The 22,739-nt window shown below is 33.3% G+C and carries 23 protein-coding genes; 10 read left to right on the top strand and 13 right to left on the bottom strand.

What is annotated here, in order from left to right; all coding sequences use genetic code 11:
* Nucleotides 1–84: 84 nt before the first annotated feature.
* Together PQO00_RS15425 and PQO00_RS15420 are read right to left on the bottom strand one after the other, a co-directional pair.
* Nucleotides 85–849 (bottom strand): TIGR02757 family protein, encoded by a 765-nt coding sequence (locus PQO00_RS15425; RefSeq protein WP_274185753.1) that lies wholly within the window; start codon nucleotides 847–849, stop codon nucleotides 85–87.
* 195 nt (nucleotides 850–1,044) lie between these two features.
* Nucleotides 1,045–1,707 carry an ABC transporter ATP-binding protein gene (locus PQO00_RS15420; protein ID WP_274185752.1) on the bottom strand — a complete coding sequence of 221 codons (663 nt, stop codon included), beginning with the start codon at nucleotides 1,705–1,707 and terminating at the stop codon, nucleotides 1,045–1,047.
* A gap of 415 nt (nucleotides 1,708–2,122) precedes the next feature.
* Here PQO00_RS15420 and folE point away from each other — a divergent pair, with 415 nt between their 5' ends.
* The gene (folE, locus tag PQO00_RS15415; protein ID WP_274185751.1) at nucleotides 2,123–2,710 is read left to right on the top strand and encodes a GTP cyclohydrolase I FolE; all 588 of its coding nucleotides are present in this window, start codon (nucleotides 2,123–2,125) and stop codon (nucleotides 2,708–2,710) included.
* Nucleotides 2,711–2,755: 45 nt separating this feature from the next.
* A complete protein-coding gene (locus PQO00_RS15410) occupies nucleotides 2,756–3,034 on the top strand; it encodes a hypothetical protein (RefSeq protein WP_274185750.1) in 279 nt (92 codons plus the stop codon).
* 397 nt (nucleotides 3,035–3,431) lie between these two features.
* Here PQO00_RS15410 and PQO00_RS15405 read toward each other — a convergent pair whose 3' ends face one another.
* From PQO00_RS15405 to PQO00_RS15370, 8 genes are all read right to left on the bottom strand, one after another.
* A complete protein-coding gene (locus tag PQO00_RS15405) occupies nucleotides 3,432–4,001 on the bottom strand; it encodes a type 1 periplasmic binding fold superfamily protein (RefSeq protein WP_274185749.1) in 570 nt (189 codons plus the stop codon).
* A 17-nt stretch (nucleotides 4,002–4,018) separates the two neighbouring features.
* Entirely contained in the window at nucleotides 4,019–6,418 is a 2,400-nt protein-coding gene (locus PQO00_RS15400; protein ID WP_274185748.1) for a TonB-dependent receptor, read from the bottom strand.
* A gap of 368 nt (nucleotides 6,419–6,786) precedes the next feature.
* Nucleotides 6,787–7,089: a DUF6787 family protein gene (locus PQO00_RS15395; RefSeq protein ID WP_274185747.1), complete on the bottom strand. Its 303-nt coding sequence runs from the start codon at nucleotides 7,087–7,089 to the stop codon at nucleotides 6,787–6,789.
* Nucleotides 7,090–7,124: 35 nt separating this feature from the next.
* A complete protein-coding gene (locus PQO00_RS15390) occupies nucleotides 7,125–7,568 on the bottom strand; it encodes a DUF6146 family protein (RefSeq protein ID WP_274185746.1) in 444 nt (147 codons plus the stop codon).
* A gap of 250 nt (nucleotides 7,569–7,818) precedes the next feature.
* Nucleotides 7,819–8,457: a DUF937 domain-containing protein gene (locus PQO00_RS15385; RefSeq protein WP_274185745.1), complete on the bottom strand. Its 639-nt coding sequence runs from the start codon at nucleotides 8,455–8,457 to the stop codon at nucleotides 7,819–7,821.
* A gap of 140 nt (nucleotides 8,458–8,597) precedes the next feature.
* Complete coding sequence (locus PQO00_RS15380) at nucleotides 8,598–9,548, bottom strand: D-2-hydroxyacid dehydrogenase (RefSeq protein ID WP_274185744.1); 951 nt, start codon at nucleotides 9,546–9,548, stop codon at nucleotides 8,598–8,600.
* 217 nt (nucleotides 9,549–9,765) lie between these two features.
* The gene (gene serC / locus PQO00_RS15375) at nucleotides 9,766–10,830 is read right to left on the bottom strand and encodes a 3-phosphoserine/phosphohydroxythreonine transaminase (RefSeq protein ID WP_274185743.1); all 1,065 of its coding nucleotides are present in this window, start codon (nucleotides 10,828–10,830) and stop codon (nucleotides 9,766–9,768) included.
* 178 nt (nucleotides 10,831–11,008) lie between these two features.
* Nucleotides 11,009–12,067: an acyl-CoA reductase gene (locus PQO00_RS15370; RefSeq protein ID WP_274185742.1), complete on the bottom strand. Its 1,059-nt coding sequence runs from the start codon at nucleotides 12,065–12,067 to the stop codon at nucleotides 11,009–11,011.
* A gap of 76 nt (nucleotides 12,068–12,143) precedes the next feature.
* Between PQO00_RS15370 and PQO00_RS15365 the strand changes: the two genes are divergently transcribed.
* Both PQO00_RS15365 and PQO00_RS15360 read left to right on the top strand, forming a co-directional pair.
* The gene (locus tag PQO00_RS15365) at nucleotides 12,144–12,497 is read left to right on the top strand and encodes a 4Fe-4S dicluster domain-containing protein (RefSeq protein ID WP_274185741.1); all 354 of its coding nucleotides are present in this window, start codon (nucleotides 12,144–12,146) and stop codon (nucleotides 12,495–12,497) included.
* Nucleotides 12,498–12,737: 240 nt separating this feature from the next.
* Nucleotides 12,738–13,304 carry a Crp/Fnr family transcriptional regulator gene (locus PQO00_RS15360; protein ID WP_274185740.1) on the top strand — a complete coding sequence of 189 codons (567 nt, stop codon included), beginning with the start codon at nucleotides 12,738–12,740 and terminating at the stop codon, nucleotides 13,302–13,304.
* A gap of 12 nt (nucleotides 13,305–13,316) precedes the next feature.
* Here PQO00_RS15360 and PQO00_RS15355 read toward each other — a convergent pair whose 3' ends face one another.
* A complete protein-coding gene (locus PQO00_RS15355; protein WP_274185739.1) occupies nucleotides 13,317–14,093 on the bottom strand; it encodes a hypothetical protein in 777 nt (258 codons plus the stop codon).
* A 186-nt stretch (nucleotides 14,094–14,279) separates the two neighbouring features.
* On the opposite strand from PQO00_RS15355, the gene PQO00_RS15350 reads away from it, so the two are divergent.
* From PQO00_RS15350 to PQO00_RS15325, 6 genes are all read left to right on the top strand, one after another.
* The gene (locus tag PQO00_RS15350) at nucleotides 14,280–15,062 is read left to right on the top strand and encodes a sterol desaturase family protein (RefSeq protein ID WP_274185738.1); all 783 of its coding nucleotides are present in this window, start codon (nucleotides 14,280–14,282) and stop codon (nucleotides 15,060–15,062) included.
* Nucleotides 15,063–15,092: 30 nt separating this feature from the next.
* Nucleotides 15,093–15,560: a hypothetical protein gene (locus PQO00_RS15345; protein WP_274185737.1), complete on the top strand. Its 468-nt coding sequence runs from the start codon at nucleotides 15,093–15,095 to the stop codon at nucleotides 15,558–15,560.
* Nucleotides 15,561–15,604: 44 nt separating this feature from the next.
* Entirely contained in the window at nucleotides 15,605–16,537 is a 933-nt protein-coding gene (locus tag PQO00_RS15340) for a M43 family zinc metalloprotease (protein ID WP_274185736.1), read from the top strand.
* A gap of 6 nt (nucleotides 16,538–16,543) precedes the next feature.
* Complete coding sequence (locus PQO00_RS15335; protein ID WP_274185735.1) at nucleotides 16,544–17,182, top strand: class I SAM-dependent methyltransferase; 639 nt, start codon at nucleotides 16,544–16,546, stop codon at nucleotides 17,180–17,182.
* A gap of 330 nt (nucleotides 17,183–17,512) precedes the next feature.
* Entirely contained in the window at nucleotides 17,513–17,752 is a 240-nt protein-coding gene (locus PQO00_RS15330; RefSeq protein ID WP_274185734.1) for a CopG family transcriptional regulator, read from the top strand.
* The gene (locus PQO00_RS15325; protein WP_274185733.1) at nucleotides 17,745–18,032 is read left to right on the top strand and encodes a type II toxin-antitoxin system RelE/ParE family toxin; all 288 of its coding nucleotides are present in this window, start codon (nucleotides 17,745–17,747) and stop codon (nucleotides 18,030–18,032) included. Before PQO00_RS15330 ends, PQO00_RS15325 begins: the two co-directional genes overlap by 8 nt.
* Before the next feature lie 180 nt (nucleotides 18,033–18,212).
* Here PQO00_RS15325 and PQO00_RS15320 read toward each other — a convergent pair whose 3' ends face one another.
* Nucleotides 18,213–19,688 carry a carboxypeptidase-like regulatory domain-containing protein gene (locus PQO00_RS15320; protein ID WP_274185732.1) on the bottom strand — a complete coding sequence of 492 codons (1,476 nt, stop codon included), beginning with the start codon at nucleotides 19,686–19,688 and terminating at the stop codon, nucleotides 18,213–18,215.
* A gap of 291 nt (nucleotides 19,689–19,979) precedes the next feature.
* Complete coding sequence (locus tag PQO00_RS15315; protein WP_274185731.1) at nucleotides 19,980–22,670, bottom strand: TonB-dependent receptor; 2,691 nt, start codon at nucleotides 22,668–22,670, stop codon at nucleotides 19,980–19,982.
* Between the last annotated feature and the right edge of the window lie 69 nt (nucleotides 22,671–22,739).

The following is a 22,739-nucleotide window of genomic DNA, read 5'->3' as shown; positions in this document are numbered from 1 at the left end:
TTTTTATGAATAACCCAAGGGCTGTCCTTTTCGTGAAAATCTTTTTAGATCCTATATTTGTGGGACACCAGTAGTTTAGACATGTTAAAACCCTTCAAAAACACCTAATCCAAATAAAGCAAAATCATATTTAACGGGATCATTGGTGTCTAATTCCCTTAAAGAAGTATCTAATTGCAATAAAGCTTTGGCATCATTTTGTTTGCGTTGTAATAATCCTAATTTTCTAGCAACATTACCGGAATGTACATCTAAAGGGCAAGATAATTTGGAAGGGGAGAAACTTTTCCAAATACCAAAATCAACGCCTGCATTATCGTTTCGAACCATCCAACGTAAAAACATATTAATACGTTTTGCTGCAGAGTTCTTTAAAGGATCACTTATGTGTTTTTGTGTTCTTTGCAAATGCTCGATTTCAAAAAATGCTGATTTAAATTTTGAGATAGCTATTTGCAAAGATTGGGTTTTACTATGCTTTGAAAAAATGCTCTCTAACCCACCATGATTTTTATAAATATGCTTAAGTGATTTTATAAATTGTATGCCATCATGACCGTTAAAAGTTCTATGAACAAAAGACATTAATTTTTCTAAATCGTTTTCCGAATGATTTAAAACAAAGTCAAATGGCGAATGGTCTAACAGCTCCATTAAGCGTTTGGCATTATTAATAATACTTTTTCTATTTCCCCAAGCAATAGTAGCCGTTAAAAAGGCAGAAATTTCAATGTCTTCTTTTTTGCTGAATTGATGTGGTATTTGAATGGGATCACTTTCAATAAACCTGGGGTTGTTATATTGGATCACCTTTGCATCAAGAAAATCTTTGAGATCGGTTTTATTCAAGTTTAATTTTTAATGTAAAAGTAAGGATTCTTGAAACATAGTTGGCAGTAGACAGTTAGCAGTAGTCAGTTGCAGTTTACAGTACTGGTTTGCAGTTGTTTGCTCAAAAATATAAAATGAAGTATTAAAAGATTCTCGCCTTACTGAAACAAGTTCAGCACATGTCGCGGGAATGAAAAAAATAACATGTTGCTATTAATCAACAATCTTTCCATCTACCATAGTTAATTTTCTATCAGCTAGGTTGGCCAGTTCCTTGTTATGGGTAACAATCACAAAGGTTTGTCCGAATTCATCACGTAATTTAAAAAATAGACTATGTAGCATTTCGGCCGATTCGCTATCTAAATTACCAGAGGGTTCATCAGCAAAAATTAAGTCAGGATTATTAATTAATGCTCTCGCAACCGCAACACGTTGTTGTTCTCCACCAGATAATTCATTTGGTTTATGGTCGTATCGATGTGATAAGCCTAAAAAATCCAAAAGTTCCATGGCCCGTTTTTCAGCATCTGCTTTTTTAGTACCTTTTATAAAAGCAGGTAAGCATACGTTTTCTACAGCTGTAAATTCTGGAAGTAATTGATGAAACTGAAATATAAAGCCGATGTGTTCGTTTCTAAACTTAGCCAACTTTTTGTCGGTAAGATCACTAATGTTGGTATTATTTATGCTTAATTCAGACTTACCATTTGAAGAAGCAGAGTCTAAAGTTCCCAAAATTTGCAATAAAGTTGTTTTGCCAGCTCCAGATGCACCAACAATAGAAACAACTTCACTTTTTTTTATATTAATATCCACACCTTTTAATACGTGTAAATCATTATAATATTTATGAATATTTTTTGCTTGAATCATTTTTAATAATTGGAACGCTGAAAATACTACTTTAAAGATTTATTAGCAACGATTTAGCTATTACTTTTACTTTTTAAAGTATTTTTCGGGTAATTTCGGGTAATTATTGTTTATAAAGTAAGTAAGACGAAGCGAAAAATATGTTTATACGTCGACCCAATGAGTATGTTAAGACCCTTTAAGCAAGGTTTTTTCCTCATTAAATAAATAATTTCGATAAAGTGTAACGATCTGTTCTTTGAAATATTTAAATGGCGCTTGTTTTGTGCCATTTAAAAACAGGCATATGTGTTTAGGATAATAAATTATAAAACATACTTTTCTTTAGCAAAATGACTTTTGATAATTTTTAGTTTTACTAGTTAGAAGCTAAAATTTGATTAACTTTAAAAATTAAGAATTATATAGAATGGATATGCCATATAAGAAGTTTGAAGAGTACAACATGCAAGTCACAGATGATGTGAAGAATAGATATGAAGATATTATTAAAGATTTAGGAGAAGATACTAAACGTGATGGTCTTGTAAAGACCCCGGAGCGCGCAGCAAAAGCCATGCAGTTTTTAACACAAGGTTATCATCAAGACCCTGTCGAGATACTTAAGGGAGCTATGTTCAAGGAGTCTTATAATGAAATGGTTATTGTAAAGGATATTGAGTTGTATTCCCTTTGTGAACATCATATTTTACCTTTTTTTGGAAAAGTACATATAGCCTATATCCCTAACGGATATATTGTTGGATTAAGTAAGTTACCCAGGGTTGTTGATGTATTTGCAAGACGCTTGCAGGTACAAGAGCGCCTAACAGAGCAGATTTTAGATTGTATTAATGGTACTTTAAAACCACAGGGTGTGGCGGTGGTTATAGAGGCGTCCCATATGTGCATGATGATGCGTGGGGTACAAAAACAAAACTCTATAACAACCACTTCAGGGTTTAGAGGACAGTTTGAAAAAATTGAAACTAGAAACGAATTTTTAAAGTTGATAGGGAAGTAGTCATTATTGTGGGTTTTGGTATGCTTCTTGTTTTAATATGACTTAATGAACAAACACAAAAAATTAATATTAAGCATTGTTTTGGATGCTATAGGGTATGTCTCTTTTATAATTCCGGGGATCGGTGAGTTTTCGGATATCATTTGGGCACCTCTATCTGGCTATATAATGACTAAATTATATAAAGGAAAGCCTGGCAAAATAGCGGGAGTGGTTGCTTTTGTAGAGGAAGCTTTGCCTGGGCTGGATGTGATACCAACATTTACGCTTATGTGGTTGTACTCCTATGTTTTTAAGAAAGAAGAAGCCGTTAAAGAGGTTTAACCCGTATGTTATACCAAATGAATTTTAAAATGATTGGAAATAAATTTGAAATATAAAGGAAATAGAAATCGAAGATTCATGAACTCCTATTATAAAAATAAAGATAGTGAGCTAAACGGATTTAACCAGTTATTTTGAAGTTTATTTGGTATTATTCTATTCCAAAGTCAAACGGCCTGCTATCTATCTTTGGCAATGTTCTTAATTTATAATTAACGTCGTTCCTTTTTTAATTTCAGATTTTATAGCTAAGTCGATATAAAATGGCATAGAATATTTAGAAATAAAAAAATGAAGTTCAAGGCAAAAAGCGCAGGCACACCTATGTTATCACAGGAAAATAATAATAGCCCCGGTTTTATTAAAACCGGGGCTATTATTATTATTATTTAATTTTTTACTCAACAGTAATAGAAAAAACAGCTTGTATATCTGTTTCTCCACCTGCATTAGTTATATCTCCATCGCTAACACCACTGGCATTTTTATTGGGTTCGTGCCTAAGTGTGATTGTTAGGTTTCCTGTACCCGTAGTATTTGTAGTTGTTACCGTAAACTCCAAACCAAGCGGGTTGCTATCACCATCAAAGTCAAGATAACTAAATGTAGCCAGGTTATTGGTAATTTGATAGAAAAATTGATGCTCATCATCCTCTTCTTCAATTTCTTCATTTATAGATTCTGCAGGTGATTCTGTTTCATTTAAAAGTTCTAAGTTAACATTGTATGTTGTATTTGTAGCTAAAGGACCAGAAACAGTAATTACTGGAGCGTTTGGTCCATCACCATCAAGATCTCTTGTTTGAAGCGTAATTGCTGTACCACCTCCATTTGGTGTTAAAGTGGCCGTTAGAGTTGTAATAACTTCTTCCTCATTTACAGGAGCTGGATTATCATCATCATTTGAACATGCATTGAATACCAAGGTTGATATAAGTAAAATAGATATTTTTTTTAATATTTTCATTTTGATTTTTTTAATAATTAATAATTAAATTTTAATTGTAACATAATATTTCTTCCCAAATCATCGGCAAAATATCTAAGTCTGTTAAGATATTCTCGGTAAGAGGTATTTAAAATGTTAGTAATATTTAAACCAATGTTTAAGTCTGTTTTTTGAGACATTTTTAAAGTAATATCACTTTTAAAATGTAACAAATGATAATTTTTTGGTGGTGTACTAACATCCACCAAAACCATTTCTTCTGTTGTAGGTATAAATACCTCAAAGTTATTGTTTGGAAAATCGTTTTGTCTTAAGACCAACTCACTTTGTAATTCTGTATTAAGTTGCAACCACTTTTTATTCGAATAACCTAAAGTATTTACTGTTTTAAACGATGGCATATCGATCAAAGCTTGTTTGTTTGTTAAATCCCTTCCTTTTATAAAGGACGATTTATTATTAAACAACCAGTGTTCGTTAAGCTCATAATTAGCATTCACATCCAAGCCTAATAACATGGCGTTGGTTTGATTATAATTCCAAACAGGAAATGCGCCACGAATGGTTAACTCGGTTCCTGTTGGTTCAATAAAAATATAATCGTTAATATGGTTATAAAACGCTTCAAGGTTTATTGATAATGAGTTTCTATTATATGAATATGTACCGGAAACCCTACTTGATGTTTCTTGTTTTAAGCGTAAATCACCCAATTCAATTCTAGCGGCAGAATGATGTAAGCCATCACTAAACAATTCTGAAGGGTTGGGGGTTCTATTGGATAAACCATAGTTAAATAGTAATGAGTTATTTTCATCAATATTATAAGCGATTCCAACAGAAGTTGAGACGTTATGGTAATCAAACACGGGATTAGTAAGCAATTGTGTTCCTAAATCATCAATAACAATATTACCAAAATCTTCATCATAACCTCGTTCTTCCCAACGACTTGTCTGGTAGAATTTTTTAGCATCTATTCGACTAAAATCATATCGGATGCCAAAATTCAAATTGGTTTTATCGTTTAACCTAAAATTTGAAATAGCAAATATGCCAGTATCATATTTATCATAATCGGGAATCAAACGTCTAACACCGGTATCTGGATTTGCAAAATTGTTTTGATACCCTAAATTAAGGCCAAATTTATAAGTCCTATTGCTTTTAGAATCAGCTTTGATACTCGTTCTAAAGGTGTGCGTTTTTAAAGTCAAGTCGATTGCCGGCTTATCTCGGTCATTTCCAACTCGAATATCATACTCATTGCGTTTATTATTTTGAAAGTCATATTGTACTTGTAAACGCCCAAACTTTTTAAACCGTTTATAAAAATCAGCTTTAATGATTTGATGGGTAACATCTTGTCTTGGTGCATTGATTTTATGACTAAAATTTTCAATCACTAATGGCTGTTGACTATTAATTGCATTCACCAAATCTTCAATGCTTCCAATATGGGATGACTTTAATATTGCTATGTCATTATTCAAATAACTGTAATACAAATTAAAACCTTGTTCAAAGGTTTTATAACCAGATTTAATTGAAAACCCTTTTGAGTTTAATCCAGTATTAGTCAGGTTATAATTAGATGCTTCAAAATCACCAAAACGTTTCATAGTAGCTTGAATACCCATGTACCAACCTTTTTTATAGGTTTTTGTTAATGAGGAATTTAAGCTAAAACCTTTACCATTGGTATGACCGCTGGTAATTGTTTTTCCGTAAAGCGAATCTTTTAAACTAACACTTGAGGGTCGCAAAACAATAACACCTCCAATAGCATCCCCGCCGTACGCCAACGCATCGGCACCTTTAATGACGTTGATACTTCCTGCGGTGTTTAAATCAATATTTGGAGCATGTTCTATGCCCCATTCTTGATCTTGTAAACGAACACCATTTGTCATTACTATTATTCTGCTACTGTGTAACCCGTTAATAACAGGCTTTACAATAGAATTCCCTGTGTTTATAGAAGATACACCGCTAATTTGTTTTAATGCATCACCAAGGCTAAAAGAACTGAAACGTTCAATAACATCAGTTTTTAAAAGTGTTTCTTGTGATGTTTTGGTTAATTTAGCAATCCTATTTCCTTCAACTTTAACTTCGTTAAGTTCCTCAATATGATGTTCTAAATTAATTATATAAAACGTATCGCCACTGATTTGAATTTCCAATCGTTTTGTTTCACATGCCAAATGAGATACAGAGACGATTATTTTTCCATCACAGAGATTTTCAACGGAAAATTTCCCATTAATATCTGTAGTAGTGTATTTATCAAGAGTTTCAATGTAAATGGCAGCACCTATAATAGGTAAACCATCATGGAAATCATGAACTTCTCCATAAAACTTGGAGTTACAGTTATGACTATGAGCTATGCTGATAAAACAACAAGCCATAATCAACATATAGTGTTTCATTATTGTAAATATGTTTTAGTTTAAAAAATAGATGCTTTAAACTAAAACAGGAGGACCTCGAAGAGAAAAAGATAATTGCCGATGATTATCAAGAAATTTGTATGTTAATATTGGAATTTTAAAATAAGACGAAATACTTATGATGTCATCATATTTAAACAAATGTAAATATTGGTTATTTAATTTGAACTTGTAAAATTCACAATCCAAATCTAATCTATGTAAGTGTGTCGCTTTTTTTCCTAAACAAACTTCATGTTTATGGTGCTCAAAAATATGGGCAAATTTAACAACAGTAGGCACTAGCAACGAAACAACCAACAGTAGGGTTATTATTCTAAATATAATATGTTGTTTGATTTGATTCACTAATCTACAAAACGTTTAAGGCCTATTCTGCGCAACATTTTCTTTTCAAAATTCCAAAAAAACCTGTATTGACCAAAAAGCCATCCGAAGAAAACAAGCATAAATTGATACATGATAAATAATATAAGAATTCGGACGGTCCAATAGCCGAAACTTCCAAATGCTTCTGGTGTAATGTTTAAATAGATTAAAATAGGCTTACCTATATAGGAAGCTGTAGATCCAGTAATGGCAAACACACATAAAATGACAATGATTTGCCAATTTTTTTCAATGCCCCAACGTTCTTTTAACTTTTTCACAAATACAATTTAGATGCAAAAATAAATAAAAGAGTTTAAATTCTAGGAACAAATCCAGCTAATCGTTGTTTATAATTCAACTGAAAATAGATAAAGTAGTTATAAAGTTTGTAATTAACTTCATAACCGTAATCTATACCTGGTTGGTAATCAATTCGCATTTCATATAAATTAGGATTGAAACGTTGAGGTTGAAGTACTCTTTGGTTCCATTCCATTACATAGATCTGATTTCTATTTTCAAGATACTGCTGGGAATAGAAACCTTCAGGTCTGGCAGTGGTCAATAGCCAGGTATTAAAACCAGGTTCTATAATGATTATTTCGTACTCTAACTCGTCATTAGCAATCGTTACAGTATCACTCACAGTTTGTGCAAGTTCTTTTTCAGATCTACTTTTATCGGATGCTGTAGTTTTAGATGTATTACAATTAAAAATAAATACACACAATAGTAAGATATAAATAACTTTTTTCATAGCTTTTCATGGATTTCAATTTATTCTTTTAAAAGTGCTATAATTATAAAAACAAGAAAAAGTCTACAACTAGTCTCATTGAGGAAAGCTTACTTTTAAAGGTCTTTTTATACCATTTCTACCTTAAAATGGTATTGTTTCTAATAAATTTACAAAAATCATACCTTAAATGATTGTTTTTTTAATGATTTTAACAAAAAAGCGCCAAATATGACTATTTGACGCTTAGTGCTTTGTGTTATTTATTATGTTATTTTCCTCCAAATAGGCCACCAAGCAATCCTCCAAGACCACTTTTCTTTTTGTTGCCTCCCAGTACCATACCTGCTACATCATCAATAACACTGCCATCGCCATCTGCATCTAGAATAGATTCTAAAAAGCTTTGTTCTTGTTGAGGAGAGTTACCACTAAGTAAACCTCCTAAGAGTTCTTCAATGCCACTAGAGGTGTTTACATTTTGCTGTCTGCTTTTTTTTCCTAAAATACCCATTAATAAAGGTGCTGCCACTTTTAATATTTGAGCTACAGATGCTGCATCTATACCGGATTTCTGACTTAAAGCATTTTCAACATGCTGTTGTTTGCCTCCTAGAATATGACCTAGTATTTTTCCGCCATCATCTGTAACATTAGAATCTACACCACCATCAAATAAACCGCCCAGGTTATCTAAAATACTTCCGTCGTGTTTGCCGTTTAATGCGCTAAGTAAGCCTTCTGCTCCTTGAGGCGTCTTTGTATTGCGTTTCATGGCTTGCATTAACACAGGTAAAGCCATTGTTAGAACGTTTTCTGTTTTGTTCTCATCTTGCCCTGTTTGGCCTGCTACACCATTAATGATTGTTTTTCCTAGGTCGCTATTTAATAAGTCTAAAATTCCTGCCATAATATTATATTGTTAATTGGTTAATCAAAGTTATACCATTTCAAACAAGAAATGGTATTATTTGTTCAATGTACAAAAAAGTCCTAACATTTATAAATGTTAGGACTTTATTATACCGCTTAGGCTACAGTAGCCTAAAATTATTTTAAGATACTGATAATTTGTTCAGCTAATTCTGTGCCAATTCTATCTTGGGCTTCATTTGTTGCGGCACCCGTATGAGGGGTCAACGATAAAGCAGGGTTCATTAACAATTGAATTTCTGGTTTTGGTTCTTTTTCAAAAACATCTAGAGCAGCTCTGGCAATTTTTCCACTTTTAAGAGCTTCGACAAGAGCCACTTCATCAACTACACCACCACGAGCAGCATTAACAAGAATAGCACCATCTTTCATGATTTCTAATTCAGGTTTTCCGATGACGTAATCGTTTTGTGCGGGAACATGTAGCGTTAAGAAATCCGCTTGTTTTAAAACATCTTCTTTAGAAGTAGTCTTAACATTAAAGTTCAATTTTTGCCCATCAAAAAAGTCAAGTTCTAAATTAGCTTCTTCTATAAATGGATCGAAAGCAACGACTTTCATACCTACTCCAATGGCAACCTTTGCTGTTGCTTGACCAATACGGCCAAACCCAAAAACACCTAAGGTTTTCCCTTTTAACTCTGTTCCTTTTGCATAAGCTTTCTTTAGGCCTTTAAAGTTAGAGTCGCCTTCTAAGGGCATGTCTCTATTTGAGTTATGTAAAAAACGGGCCAGTCCAAATAAGTGACCAAATACTAACTCTGCAACCGAGTGGGAAGATGCAGCAGGCGTGTTAATAACACTACGACCTTGTTCTTTTGCATATTCAACATCGATATTATCCATACCAACGCCACCACGACCAATAACTTTTAAGTTTGGACAAGCATCAATTAAGTCTTTACGTACTGTAGTAGCACTACGTACCAATAGAACAGTAATGTTTTTTTCGTTAATGTAGTTAATTAACTGCTCTTGAGCTACGGTTGTTGTGATGACTTCAAAACCACTTTTTTCTAATGCAGCAATTCCGCTTTGTGAAATACCATCGTTTGCTAATACTTTCATTCTTTAAGTTTAAAGTTTAAAGTTTAAAGTTTAAAGTTACTGGAACTTGTTAACTTTATAACTTCTATTAAATTTATTTTTGTCATTCCCACGACATGTGCTGAACTTGTTTCAGTAAGATGGGAATCTTTTTAATAATTTATTTTTTTATGTTTTTTAGTATTTAAGCATTTAAGCAGAGACTGCATACTGTCTACTGCAAACTGCTAACTACTTTTTAAGCTTTACTTTCTAATTCACTCATAACTTCAACCAATACTTTTACACTATCTAGAGGTAAGGCATTGTACATAGATGCTCGATACCCACCAACACTTCTATGACCGTTTAAACCATTAATTCCAGCTTCTTTGAGCATGGTCTCAAAAGTTTCCTTTAAGTTTTCGTTTTCTAATGTAAAAGTCGCATTCATATCAGAACGATCTTCTTTAGTAGCATACCCTTTAAATAATGGATTGAGATCAATTTCAGAATACATTAATCGCGCTTTCTTTTCGTTCTCTTTTTCAATGGCTGCAATACCCCCTAGGTTTTTCAACCATTCTAAAGTTAACATAGAAGTATACACTGCAAATACAGGAGGTGTATTAAACATACTGCCTTTGCTTATGTGTACTTTATAATCCAACATTGAAGGGATTTTACGTGATACTTTTCCAAGAATATCTTCTTTAATAACTACAAGGGTTGTTCCTGCCGGGCCCATATTTTTTTGTGCGCCAGCATAAATTAAATCGAATTTGGAAAAATCCAGTGTACGAGAAAAAATATCGCTACTCATATCACAAACTAATGGAATATCGCATTTTGGAAATGCTTTCATTTGTGTTCCAAAAATAGTATTGTTTGAAGTACAGTGAAAATAATCGTAATCTGAAGGTATTTCGTAGCCTTTAGGGATGTAATTATAATTGGCTTCTTTTGAAGAAGCAACCTCGTAAATGTCATCATAAATTTTGGCTTCCTTTATGGCTTTATCTGCCCAGGTACCTGAGTTTAAGTAACCGGCTCTTTTTTCCAAAAGGTTTAAGGCGACCATTAAAAATTGTGTGCTGGCACCTCCTTGTAAAAACAAAGCTTTATAACCTTTGCCCTCTAACCCAAGTAATTCTAAAGCTAATGCTCTAGCTTTTTCCATAATGTCTACAAAAGCTTTACTTCTGTGTGATATTTCAATTAAAGATAAACCGCTGTTATCTAAATCAACGACTGCCCCTGAAGCTTTAAGTAATACTTCTTGAGGTAAAATACATGGGCCTGCACTAAAGTTATGTTTCTTCATTTTTCTATCCCTAACCCTTTCATAAGGAAAGGGAATTTTATGGGTGAATTTTTAGTTAATATTTATTTTGGTTCCAACCTTACTTCTCTTTGGGAAGGATAAAGGATGGGATGAAATTTAAGATGCAAAGTTCCTAATTAATTGGGTATTTAGTATTAAAAATTTAATAATTTTTTGATTAAATTGCTAACAAAAATTCAATAGAATCGACACTATCCGCATAATCCCAAAGTTGAGGTTTTTGAGTCCTTCCAAAAGGGATTTCATTTTCTATAAATCCATTAGAGACCATACATTGAATTTGTTGCTTATCTGTATTTAGTTTTTCTTTCAATTGTTCAGGGGAATCATAATATTCATAAAAAACAGTAGCGATAGGGGAGGCGTAACTTTTATCTTCCTTTACCATTAAGAAGCCATTCTCCAACATATCAAATTCACTCATTAAGTATACTGCTTTATTATAGTCATAATTGTTAGCATATTTGGCTTTATCAATAATAGGGTGCCAGTGGTACATGGCTTCGAAAAAGGCATCAAAACGGTAATTTTTAGGAACAAACAATTTAGATACATTTCTACAGCCTAAACCATAATATCTAAAAATATCTTCAGAAAGCGCTTCGAGATCTTCTTGGGTCTCTTTGCCGTTTAAAACGGCCACAGAATTTCTGTTATTTCTTATAATAGATGGCTTGTTTTTAAAATAATGTTCAAAATAGCGTGCTGTATTATTGCTTCCTGTGGCAATTACGGCATCAAAACCTTCTATTTTTTCTTCGGTAAAAGTGATAGTTCCTTTAAATTCTGGCTGAACAGATTCTAAGTATTTTGCCAAATAGGGCAATAGATGTTTATCGTTTGATGATTGTTTTATTAAAACATGATGTCCAGAAATAAGTACCGACAAAAAATCATGAAAACCTACCAACGGGATATTTCCAGCCATAATAATGGCAACTTGTTTAGGCTGCGTGCTATTAATTTGATACAGTGCTAACCATTTATTCAGGTGATCTTTTGTTAAAGATTCTGCCCAGCCTTTAAGTGAATATCGAATATTCTCCTGTGTAAACCACCCATTGTTTTCTTCTGCTAATTTTAGTTGGTGCTTAAAACCATCGAAGTATAGAGCATTATGTTCAACATTATCTTTTTTTAGAATAACTTTGTTAGAAAATTGGCTTAAAAAATCCCCTAATTTTACAAAAGCGTTAATTCTTTGTTGTAAATTCATTCTGTATTTGGTTATGAATGGTTTTGGCGTTATTTTTGCAACTGCAAATTTAAGCAAACTCAAGAGAAAAAATGCTATGGCTATTATAATAACAGATGAATGTATAAATTGTGGTGCTTGTGAACCTGAGTGCCCAAACACGGCAATATATGAAGGTGCTGATGATTGGCGCTATAAAGATGGTACGAGTCTGGAAGGGACCGTTGTATTGACTAACGGAAATGAAGTAGATGCAGATGAGGCACAAGAACCTATAAGCGATGAGATATATTATATAGTTCCGGATAAGTGTACAGAATGTAAAGGGTTTCATGATGAACCGCAATGCGCTGCCGTTTGCCCTGTAGATTGTTGTGTGCCTGATGAAGATGTGGTAGAAACAGAAGAAGAATTGTTGGCTAAGCAGCGATTTATGCATCCTGAAGACTAATTAATAATTAAAAGTTAATAATTAATAATTAATCCTGAGCTTTTGGCTTGGGATTTTTTTTGTTAAAATGTTAAATATACCATGGGCTAATACAAATAGACGCAACCATTAACAGAAAATGACGTCTACATAGAAAATAAACCTATATTTTACAAGGAATTTGTATATCGTTAAATTTACAGAACACCTACTTATGATCAAATCGAATCATTAACATCAAATTTTAACCTATACTAGTATATGACTTTTCTAGACTTTTATAACGCTATCTTAAATACATCTGTTGCATCATACGAAGATTCTCCTTTTCCAGTAAAAAAAAGTTATTTTAAAAAAGGAGAAGTCATTACCAAATATGGACAGGTTGAAGATTCTTTATATTTTATGAATAGTGGTATTGTAGAAATGTCGATTAAAAGTTACATGTCTGAAAAAATAATAGATTTCTTTTTTGAAAAAGAAATGTTTTGTGGATTTACCTCTTTTTTAGATCAGCAGCCTACAGATGTACAAATTTTAGCATTAGTAGATTGCGAAATGGAAGTGATCGAGCGTGAGGTTTTGATGCAAGCCTATAATTTTTCATTAAATGTAAATAAGTTTGCAAGAATTATGACTGAATACGGTTATATAAGAAAATCGAATAGAGAAAAGGACCTTTTAACAAAAACAGCCGAAGAGCGTTATGCTGAAATGTTTCAAACACACTCCCAATATATATCTAACATTCCGGTTAATAAAATAGCCAAATATTTAGGAATTCATCCTGAAAGTTTAAGCAGAATCAGAAAGAAATTACATTCCTGACATGAGTCAATTTTATTTTTTAATTTCAATGGAATCACAGGTTCCTACAAAAGGAACGCCCGTAGTATAGAAAGCATAGGTAATCAATCCAACATAAACAGTATCACCATAAGTTGGAGCCGTTCCAGGTAGGTTTCCGGTTCCATTATAAAGTGTCCAATTATCAGATGTACTATTACTTGTTAGGTTAGGGAGTTGCCAGTAAACCGTAATTGTTTTGTTTTCATTCCCCACAATTCTTATATCGGCTCTTCCTTCTGGTACTGTATTTTCTCCTATATCGTTCACCGAAGAATCTCCATTTAAAGTATTTTTGCCTTCGATTGTAAAAGCGGTAGAACCTCTGTGTCCTACAACAACATGTGATGAATTTATAGAATTAAAATCTTCTACATGAACCTGAACACCTGCAAAATTATAAGGATCGTTTTCCGATGTTGGAGCTATTTGCGAATCGTCTATAGTGCCAATACCAATATTTCTTGCTATAAACTCGAAAGGAAAAGCTACTAATTTTGCATCCAATCGCCCTTGATCTTGATTGAAATGCAAAGTCTTATTATCTGAGTTGTCTGTTAAAACAGCACGGTATCTATCTGATACTCTAGAAACATCTGGTAAAGATGGCGCATTATTAGTTACAAAGTCAATTAAGGGACCAGTACCATCAAAATTATCAACGATGTTAGTGTTGTCTTGATTGTCTTCGTTTTGTAGTGGTGTTTCATCCTCTTTTTTAGAACATGATAACGCAATGAATAATACGAATAATAATGAATAGTATTTCATAATAGTAGATTGTAATTATGAGGGAGATTTAGAGGGCGTTGAGTCGTAAATTTATAAAAAAAAATTAAGTATGCCCTTAAAAATGACTTGATAGCGTTATAAAAAGTGAATTCCTAACATAGATCAAGTGTCATTTTTGATTTGTTTTTTATGTAGTACATAGTTTTGTAAAAAAAACATTAAACTATGAATTTAGAAACTATCATTTCACAATTACCAACTCCTATTGAGATTTTACTTGACCCGGTTTCACTAATCGTTTATGCGATTTTTGGTGGCTTATTTATTTGGGAATCTTTATTTCCAGCAAGACAGCTACCTAAAATAAAGTTTTGGAAACTAAGAGGGCTTCTTTTCTTTATTGCCTTTTTGTTGCTTACAACATATATTCCTTTATTTTGGGATGGCTTTTTTGCGACGTTTCTATTGATTGATTTAAGCTATTTAAGTTTAACTGTACAAATCATATTAGGCATATTTTTATTCGAACTTGTACAATATGGTTGGCATATTGGTATGCATAAATCTAATTTTTTGTTTCGGGTTTCTCATCAAATGCATCACAGTTCAGAACGTATAGATGTACCTAGTACATTTATCTTTAGCATCAATGATATGATTGGTTTATCGTTAGTTGGTTCTATCAGTTTTGCTTTCATTATGGGGTTATCTCCACAAGCTATTACTGTAGTTATTCTATCAACTACTTTTTTAGGAGTGTTTCAGCATGCCAATATTAATACGCCAAGATGGATCGGTTATATTATTCAGCGCCCAGAAAGTCATACGGTACACCATGCGAAAGGTATTCATAAGTATAATTATACAGATTTACCTATCATAGATATGTTATTTGGTACGTTTAAAAATCCAAAAAGTCATGAACATGAAACGGGGTATTATTTAGGAGCTTCTAATCGTGTATTAGATATGCTATTGTTTAAAGATGCCACTAAGCAAAAACAATAGAGACCAGTTGTCTCACATAAAAAAAGATAGATGAAAAAAGTACTAGTAAAATGGAGTATAATTATGTGTATTACAGGTTTGTTTATAACATCCTGTAATAAAGATGATGAAGGTACACCCATATCGATAAAACGTTATTTTAGGTTTGAAAGTTGCCCAGAAAATAGTCATGGTAATTGGCAGGACACCTCATTTGTTGCTGTAACATCAAATCCGATGGTGATACAACAATGTTTAGATCAATTAAAGTTACCCAAAGAATCCAGAAGGCTTTTTCCTTTAGGTAAAATTGATAAAGGAAGCTTGGGGTACAATAAAAATGCGACACATTTATTTAATTGGCATTTTGTTGAAGATTCGTGGAAAATGGTAGAATTAGGAATAGAAATTTATGATGGTTGTGCCTATAGCGATGTTGAATTGACCAATTACATAGAAAATGTAGGAAGTTACGGTGGATGGGGTAATAGAATTGTAGAAGAAATTACAAACCCTTAGTTGGTAACACAGTGAATTTAGTGAAACTATTTGATTTAATTGTCATGGAAAATTTTAAGAATATTATTTACCAACAACTAGCTATAGTTGTTATAATGTCGTTGAGTTTATTGATAAGCTCATGTTCAAACGATGATAATCACAATGCTCCTAATCCTGATCCAAAAGATGATATATTTTATTTACCTGTAGTAGTCCATATTATACATAATGGTAAACCCGTTGGAGAAGGTACAAACCTTTCTATTGAACGTATTAAAAGGCAAATTGAAATATTAAATGAGGATTATCGCAAAAAAGAAGGCACAAGAGGATATAATAATCATCCCGATGGAGGCGATGCTAAAATTGAGTTTGTTTTAGCAAAACGAGATCCAGAAGGAAAACCTTTTAACGGTATCAATAGAATAGACTCAACTAAGGTAATAATACCTGAGCTGGGATATAATCAAAATCATTATGCACAATATGCTTATTGGGATCCTGAAGATTATATTAACATTTGGACGACGCCTCTACCGGAAACATTAGAATGTCAGGCATTGGGGGTAGCTACACTACCGGAAACAGATTTACCGGGAAGAGAGCATTTATCATTCCCACAACCAGGAGATGCAGAAGGTATTTTAATTAATTGGATGCATTTTGGAGAATCGGATATTGCATGCTATGCACGATTTGGAAGAACTTTAACGCATGAAATGGGACATTATTTAGGCGTATTGCATACTTGGGGTGTGGGAGATTGTGAGAATAATGATTATTGTGATGATACTCCAGCGGTAGATAAACCTGTTTATAATACTGCTTTTATAGGGTGTGAGGGCGAACCTGCAATGATTAACAATTTTATGACTTGGTCTCATGATGAGACCATGAACATGTTTACCAACGATCAGATTGCTAGAATGCACTATGTTTTAGAGCACCACAAGGGACGTAAAGCTTTATTATCAAGTCATGCGCTAAAACCTTAAATGAATATGAGTAAGGAATTTAATAATAATACCATTCGTGGGCCAATAAACGCGTTTATTTTTAAAATACTTTCTGGGTATTTGGATAGACTTTTCGGAAGCGCCAAAAGAGTGCTTTTTAAAGGCCATCCCGAAACTATTGTTGAAATTGGACCAGGTACAGGTGCCAATATGCGTTATCTAAAAAAAGGAACAAGACTTATAGCTATTGAGCCTAATATTTATATGCATAATAACCTAAAAAAAAGTGCTGATAGATATGGTATCGATTTAGAGATAAAGTCACTTATGGGAGAAGCTATAGATTTACCTGATGCGTCTTATGATTTTGTGGTTAGTACATTGGTTTTATGCTCAGTTCATGATCCTTTACAATGTTTACAACAAATTAAACGGATCTTAAAACCCTCTGGAGTTTTTGTATTCATAGAGCATGTAAGGGCTAGAGAAAATTCTGTGTTAGCATTTATTCAAAATTTGATTCATAAACCATGGCATTGGTTTTTTGAGGGGTGTCATACAAATAGAGACACCAAGCAATTGTTGGAATCTATTGGTTTTACTAAGCTGGAGTTAGAATCATATAATTTATATTCCCCATTTATTCCTATTATTCCTCAAGTTCGAGGGCGTGCTATTAAATGATAATTTATTGAGTTTATATATTGAATCCTAGGCTTTTGGTTTAGGATTTTTGTTTTTATTGTTAATTTAAATTGTATAAACTAATTTAGTTTGTATTTATTTTCTTGCGTAAAAATTATAACTTCACTTATCATTGGATATAAAACAACCTGTACTGAACTCGTTTCAGTATTAAAACGATTTTATATCAAGTCGTTAGCAACAAGCTGAACAAAACAAATGAGATAATTCATGAACAGAATAATACTTATTGGAAATGGTTTCGATTGAGTTGGCAACAATTTATAAATGATGCGATTTTGATGTATATTTACATCAAAAATTTAAATTATGGCAAGACAAAGCATATCTTTCACTAAACCGAATGATGAGTGGCTAAAAACCCAAGTGGACAAAAAAGAGTACTCAAGTAAGAGTGAACTCGTAAATGATTTAATAAGACAAGCCCGAAAACAACAAGTTGAAATTAACTGGGTTCGTGCTAAATTGGAAAAAGCTGAAAACAGCGGATTTACAAGCGATAGTAAAAATGAAATTTTAGCTCAATCAAAGTCTTTACTTAATGGCTAAATACAAATTAAGTAATGAAGCGAAAAATGACTTGATAAGAATTCATCATTACGATGCGAGAAAATTTGGAATGACTCAAGCCGATAAATACTTTGAATCACTTTTTAAGTACTTTGACATTATTGCTGAACGTCCTTTTTCCTTTGAATCTGTGGATTACATTAAAAAAGGACATAGGCGTTGCGTATGTGGAGTTGATAATATTTACTACAAAATCAACGAAAACATTGTAGAAATAATGGCAATTATCGGAAGACAAGACTTGAATGAAAAATTATAACTGAATAAATTAAAAACTGTTGCCAACAAAGTCGTATAAAAATAATGTTTAAGTTTAATCCCAAATCTAAAAGTTAGTGCTCCTTTGGTCACTCTGATTTTCCTGCGGAAATTCCTCGGACACAAAACCGCGCTATTCTTATACGTAGCCGATAAGCGTAACCCAAATTCTCAATAAAAATCACTCCCCACTCCCAAACCGTTTCATTTCTTCCAAGGGCTCCAAAGTTTCCTCATTTTGCCAGATCGTTTTTTCGAAAGCTTTTAATATGGTGAACGGTGCTACTTTTTCTTGTTTGATTAAAGCGAAATCTTCTAAGCTAATAGCTTTAACGCTTGTAAAAAGTATTTCTTCTTTATGGCGATTGTCGCCTTCAATTTTAATGCTAAAACCGACCTTGTTTTTCTCTCGGCTATTTTCAATAAGTTTTAAATCCCTATTTACATAAAAGTAATTGCCTTTTATTCTTTTAATATATTTTGGTTGGTATTTATTATCGCTGTTTTTTTCATAGATATAAGTACCTTCACTAACATTTTCTATAAACTTGATACCCAGAATGAGTTTTAAGTTAAACTTTTCGCCGTGGCGCGATCCATAATATTTATAGTCTACTTTGTTGATGGCATAATTTTCGTCCGATATAAATAGTTTTCCTGTAAATTTTGCTTTTCCTTTTCTTGGTTTATAACTTATAATATAGGTGAGGTCGTCATTATTATAGCCTACATCTTCAAAGGTATAATCATATAGTTTGGGGTCTAAAATGGTTTTTAAAAAGGAATTCCCTACAAACATCGATTTGAGCAATAATGAACCCGTCGTACTTTTTAAATAAGATACTTCATATTCATTTTCTTTATCGTCTTTAAAATCTTCATCTTTTAAAGCCAATGAATCCTCAATTTTAAACCATCCCGTTTTTACTTTGTAGGTTTTCGTCGTGTCTAGATATTTTAAAACCAATGTTTGTGCTTTTTCTTGTACAGCTTCAATAGAGAAATCATTTTTATGGTCAATAAGTTTGGTCGCTTTATTGACTACCAGTTTAATGCTGTCTTTATCTAAGCTTGATAGCTCCCCTTTAAAATCTGAAAAATGAATGATATTGCTGGATATAATATGTTTTGATAGGGAATCTAAACTTTTATTCGCTTGCTTTAAATTTTTGGATTTAACATGCGATGCTTTTTCAATTTCGAAATCCAAGCTTTTAAAATTGATGTAATCTGTCCCTCTATAGAATATATTGTATGTGTTAAGGTTGATATCATAATTCTCGTCGAGTTTTGCTTTTACTTTGGCGATAATAGAATCTGCGTTTGGTCGTTTATTACTAATATAAACCTCATTAAGTTGATTAATAGCTGCTTCCAAAGGAATCACAAAGTTGAAGGTCTTGAGAGTTTTGATATGAAGTGTTTTGTTTTGATAACCCATACAAGAAATAGTAATGGTTTTGGTTTGAAGGCCTTCTAAATTTAAACTAAAATAACCTTCTTCATTAGAAATAACACCGCTAAATTCACCTGTTTTAATAGTTGCGTATGGTATGGGGTTGCCATTATTTTTATCTACCAGTTTAGCTGTAATATTTTGGGAATTTATACACATGCTGATAAACAAAAACATCGTAAGTAAGACTAATTTTTTCATAAACAGATGGTTTCATAAGATCGACGAATAAATTAGGATAATGTTACATAGAAATCAAAGGATAGATATAATAAACCGAGTATATAACCTACATTTGGCAGATTTTTAAAAAAGACACGAATTGCACGAATTTACACGAATCTAACATAATAGAGCATGGTGTTAAACATGAAATATGATGTATAGACGAAACCTGTGGATAGGCAGATTGATTGGTGAGAATTCGTGTCATTCGTGTCCAACTTTTATTATTCATTATATATACCCGGTTTTTCACCAATAAGTATAATATTATAAACTAAAATTAAGTCTTCCAAAAACATAGGTACCGTCTGATCCCATTTGAACAGAATCGGCTAACCCCCCTTGGTCTGTCCAGCCATCAAATTGAGGTGTTGGATATTTATTAAACAGGTTATTAGCTCCTAAGCTAAATTTTACTTTTTCGGTTAGCTGGTATCCCAGGCTAAGGTCTACAACCAAAGCTGCTTTATACACATCGGTTGCTACAGCGTAAAGGGCATCTGCTTCTGCTTGATTTGTAGCTGGTGTATCCACCCACTGAAAATCTTGAAGGGTGACCTCGCTAAACTGTGTTAAGGACACTGTGGCATCAAACTTATTGCATGAATACCCTAGGTTAAGTCCGAATTTATAGTCAGGAGCAGCAGCTTCGAGATAAGCTTGAGAGAATGGCCCAAAGAAAGTAAACTCATTGAGGTTACCATTATTAATACTCTTAATCTCTAAATCGTTCACATTACCGACCACTCCAATTTTAACCTTGCTATTTTCGCCAACATTAATTTCATACCCTAGAACAACATCAAGGCCTTTGGTTCTGGTATCTACTCCGTTAGCAAAAAACTGCGCAGCATCTACATTTAAAGGTCCTAAGATGGCTTGGTCTGTGAAATTATCTGTTAAAATAATTCTATCGTCTACAGTAATAGAGTAAGCATCAACAGTTGCTGTGAAGCCACTATTTTTATAAGTAAAACCAATACTGGCATTAAAAGCCTTTTCCTCATTTAATTGTCCAATACCAAAAGCTTTTGTTACCGTACTATTATTTGCAGATAATAAAGAAGGCACCGATTCACCGGCAACAATATTGTTAAAGATTAAGTTATAGTATAATTGGGCTAGGGAAGGTGCTCTAAAACCTGTAGAGATAGAACCTCTTATCGTAAAGTCATCACTAACTTTTAGTCTACTGGCCAATTTACCATTAAAGGTGCTCCCAAAATCACTATAATTTTCATATCTAACAGCAGCACCTAACATAAATGCGTCACTAACATTAAGTTCGGTGTCGAAATAAATGCCATAATTAGTTCTGCTTCTGTCAACCTCATTATCTGGGCTATATCCAGGAAAACCTTGCGAACCTCCAGGTAAATCATCCCCATTAGAATCAAAAGCAACGGTTTGTGTAGCAGGATTTGTAATAATCGTACCATTTACATCATAAAGTCCATAAGAAGGTACTTCCCCTGCAAAAATGCCAAAGTTTTCCGTTCTGTATTCAAATCCAAAAGCTAAACTTAATCCTGAAGCAACATCTTCTAAATATTTATTGAAATCCAATCCGGTCGTGTTTTGAGAAAGAAAGTGCCCACCAGCATCAAAATCGGTTGGAGACGCATCTTGCATAGAAGCATTATTGCTATCTTTTATAAAATAGTGAAAGTTGTTTTTTCCGTAGGTATTATTAAAATCTACGTGCCAGCCATTTTCCATTTCATGTCTCACGCCTACAGAAACAGAAACGTCTGTAATGTTTGAAGTAATTCTTGGGGTAAAACCGTTTGGGTACAAACTGGGAACGGATCTATTATCGCCATCCGCAAAACTGTCCCTGGAGAAAGCATAGGCGTTTGTATCTCTATAGTTTCTACCTCCAAAGGCATACACCTCAGTATTATCGTTTATGGGTAAAGCAGCATTGATCATAAAGTTAAAACCGTCAATTCCAGCACTACCATAACCTTTCCTCCATGAAAAACCAGGTCTTAAAGTATTTTGTCTTGATAAAAACTCTGTTGTAAAATTTATAAAACCACCTTGGTCATTTAATGAAACGCCATAGTTGGCATCTATTTTAACGGTTTCACCATCCCAGCTTTTATCATCACCATCCAACCGATTTTTACCTTCTACATTATAAAGTGTTTCGCCAGTGGCATCTTCCCAACCATCACCAATAGCTGTACTGTAAGCACCGTAAGTAATACCGCCAGAAAAACCATCGGTATTATCTTTTAAAACAATATTGATCACACCTGCGATAGCATCAGACCCATACTGAGCAGATGCCCCATCCCTTAATACTTCTATTCTCTTAATGGCATTTGCAGGAATTGCATTAAGGTCGGTTCCGGAATTTCCACGTCCTCTGGTCCCAAAAACGTTTACTAAGGACGATTGGTGTCTCCGTTTTCCATTTATTAAGACAAGGGTTTGATCTGGTCCTAGACCACGTAAAGAGGCAGGTACAATATGGTCGGCCCCATCTGAACCAGATTGTTTGCTGGCATTAAATGAAGGTGCGGCATACTGCAATATTTCATTGACTTCTACCTTACCTGTAGTTGATGCAATATTCGAGACATCCAAAACATCTACAGGAACGGGGGTATCCGTAGCAGTTCTTCTAGGGCTTCGAGAGCCGACTAAAATGACTTCATCGAGACTGACACCATCTTCTAAGGTCACATTAATTATGGATTGATTATTAACAGGAACCTCTAACGAATTGTAACCTACATAGGTGAAAACCAAAGTTGAATTTCCATCAACAGAAATGGTGAACTTTCCGTCGAAATCTGAAACAACGCCGTTGGTTGTTCCCTTTTCTACAACATTCACACCTGCAATTGGTACACCAGAAGTATCAGAGATAAGACCAGAAATATCTTGCTGTGCGAACGAAAGAATAAAGCTAAATAAGCTTAATGTAAATGTAAAAATGCTTTTCATATGTATTATTTATTTTGAGTTGTAGTAAATATACTATATTAAAATTATTTAATAGCTGTGAAAGAGTTA

It is taken from the genome of Flavivirga sp. 57AJ16 (assembly GCF_028736925.1).
Classification (GTDB): domain Bacteria; phylum Bacteroidota; class Bacteroidia; order Flavobacteriales; family Flavobacteriaceae; genus Flavivirga.
Note: the sequence above shows the minus strand (reverse complement) of the source record. Positions and strands in the feature narration are given on the sequence as shown.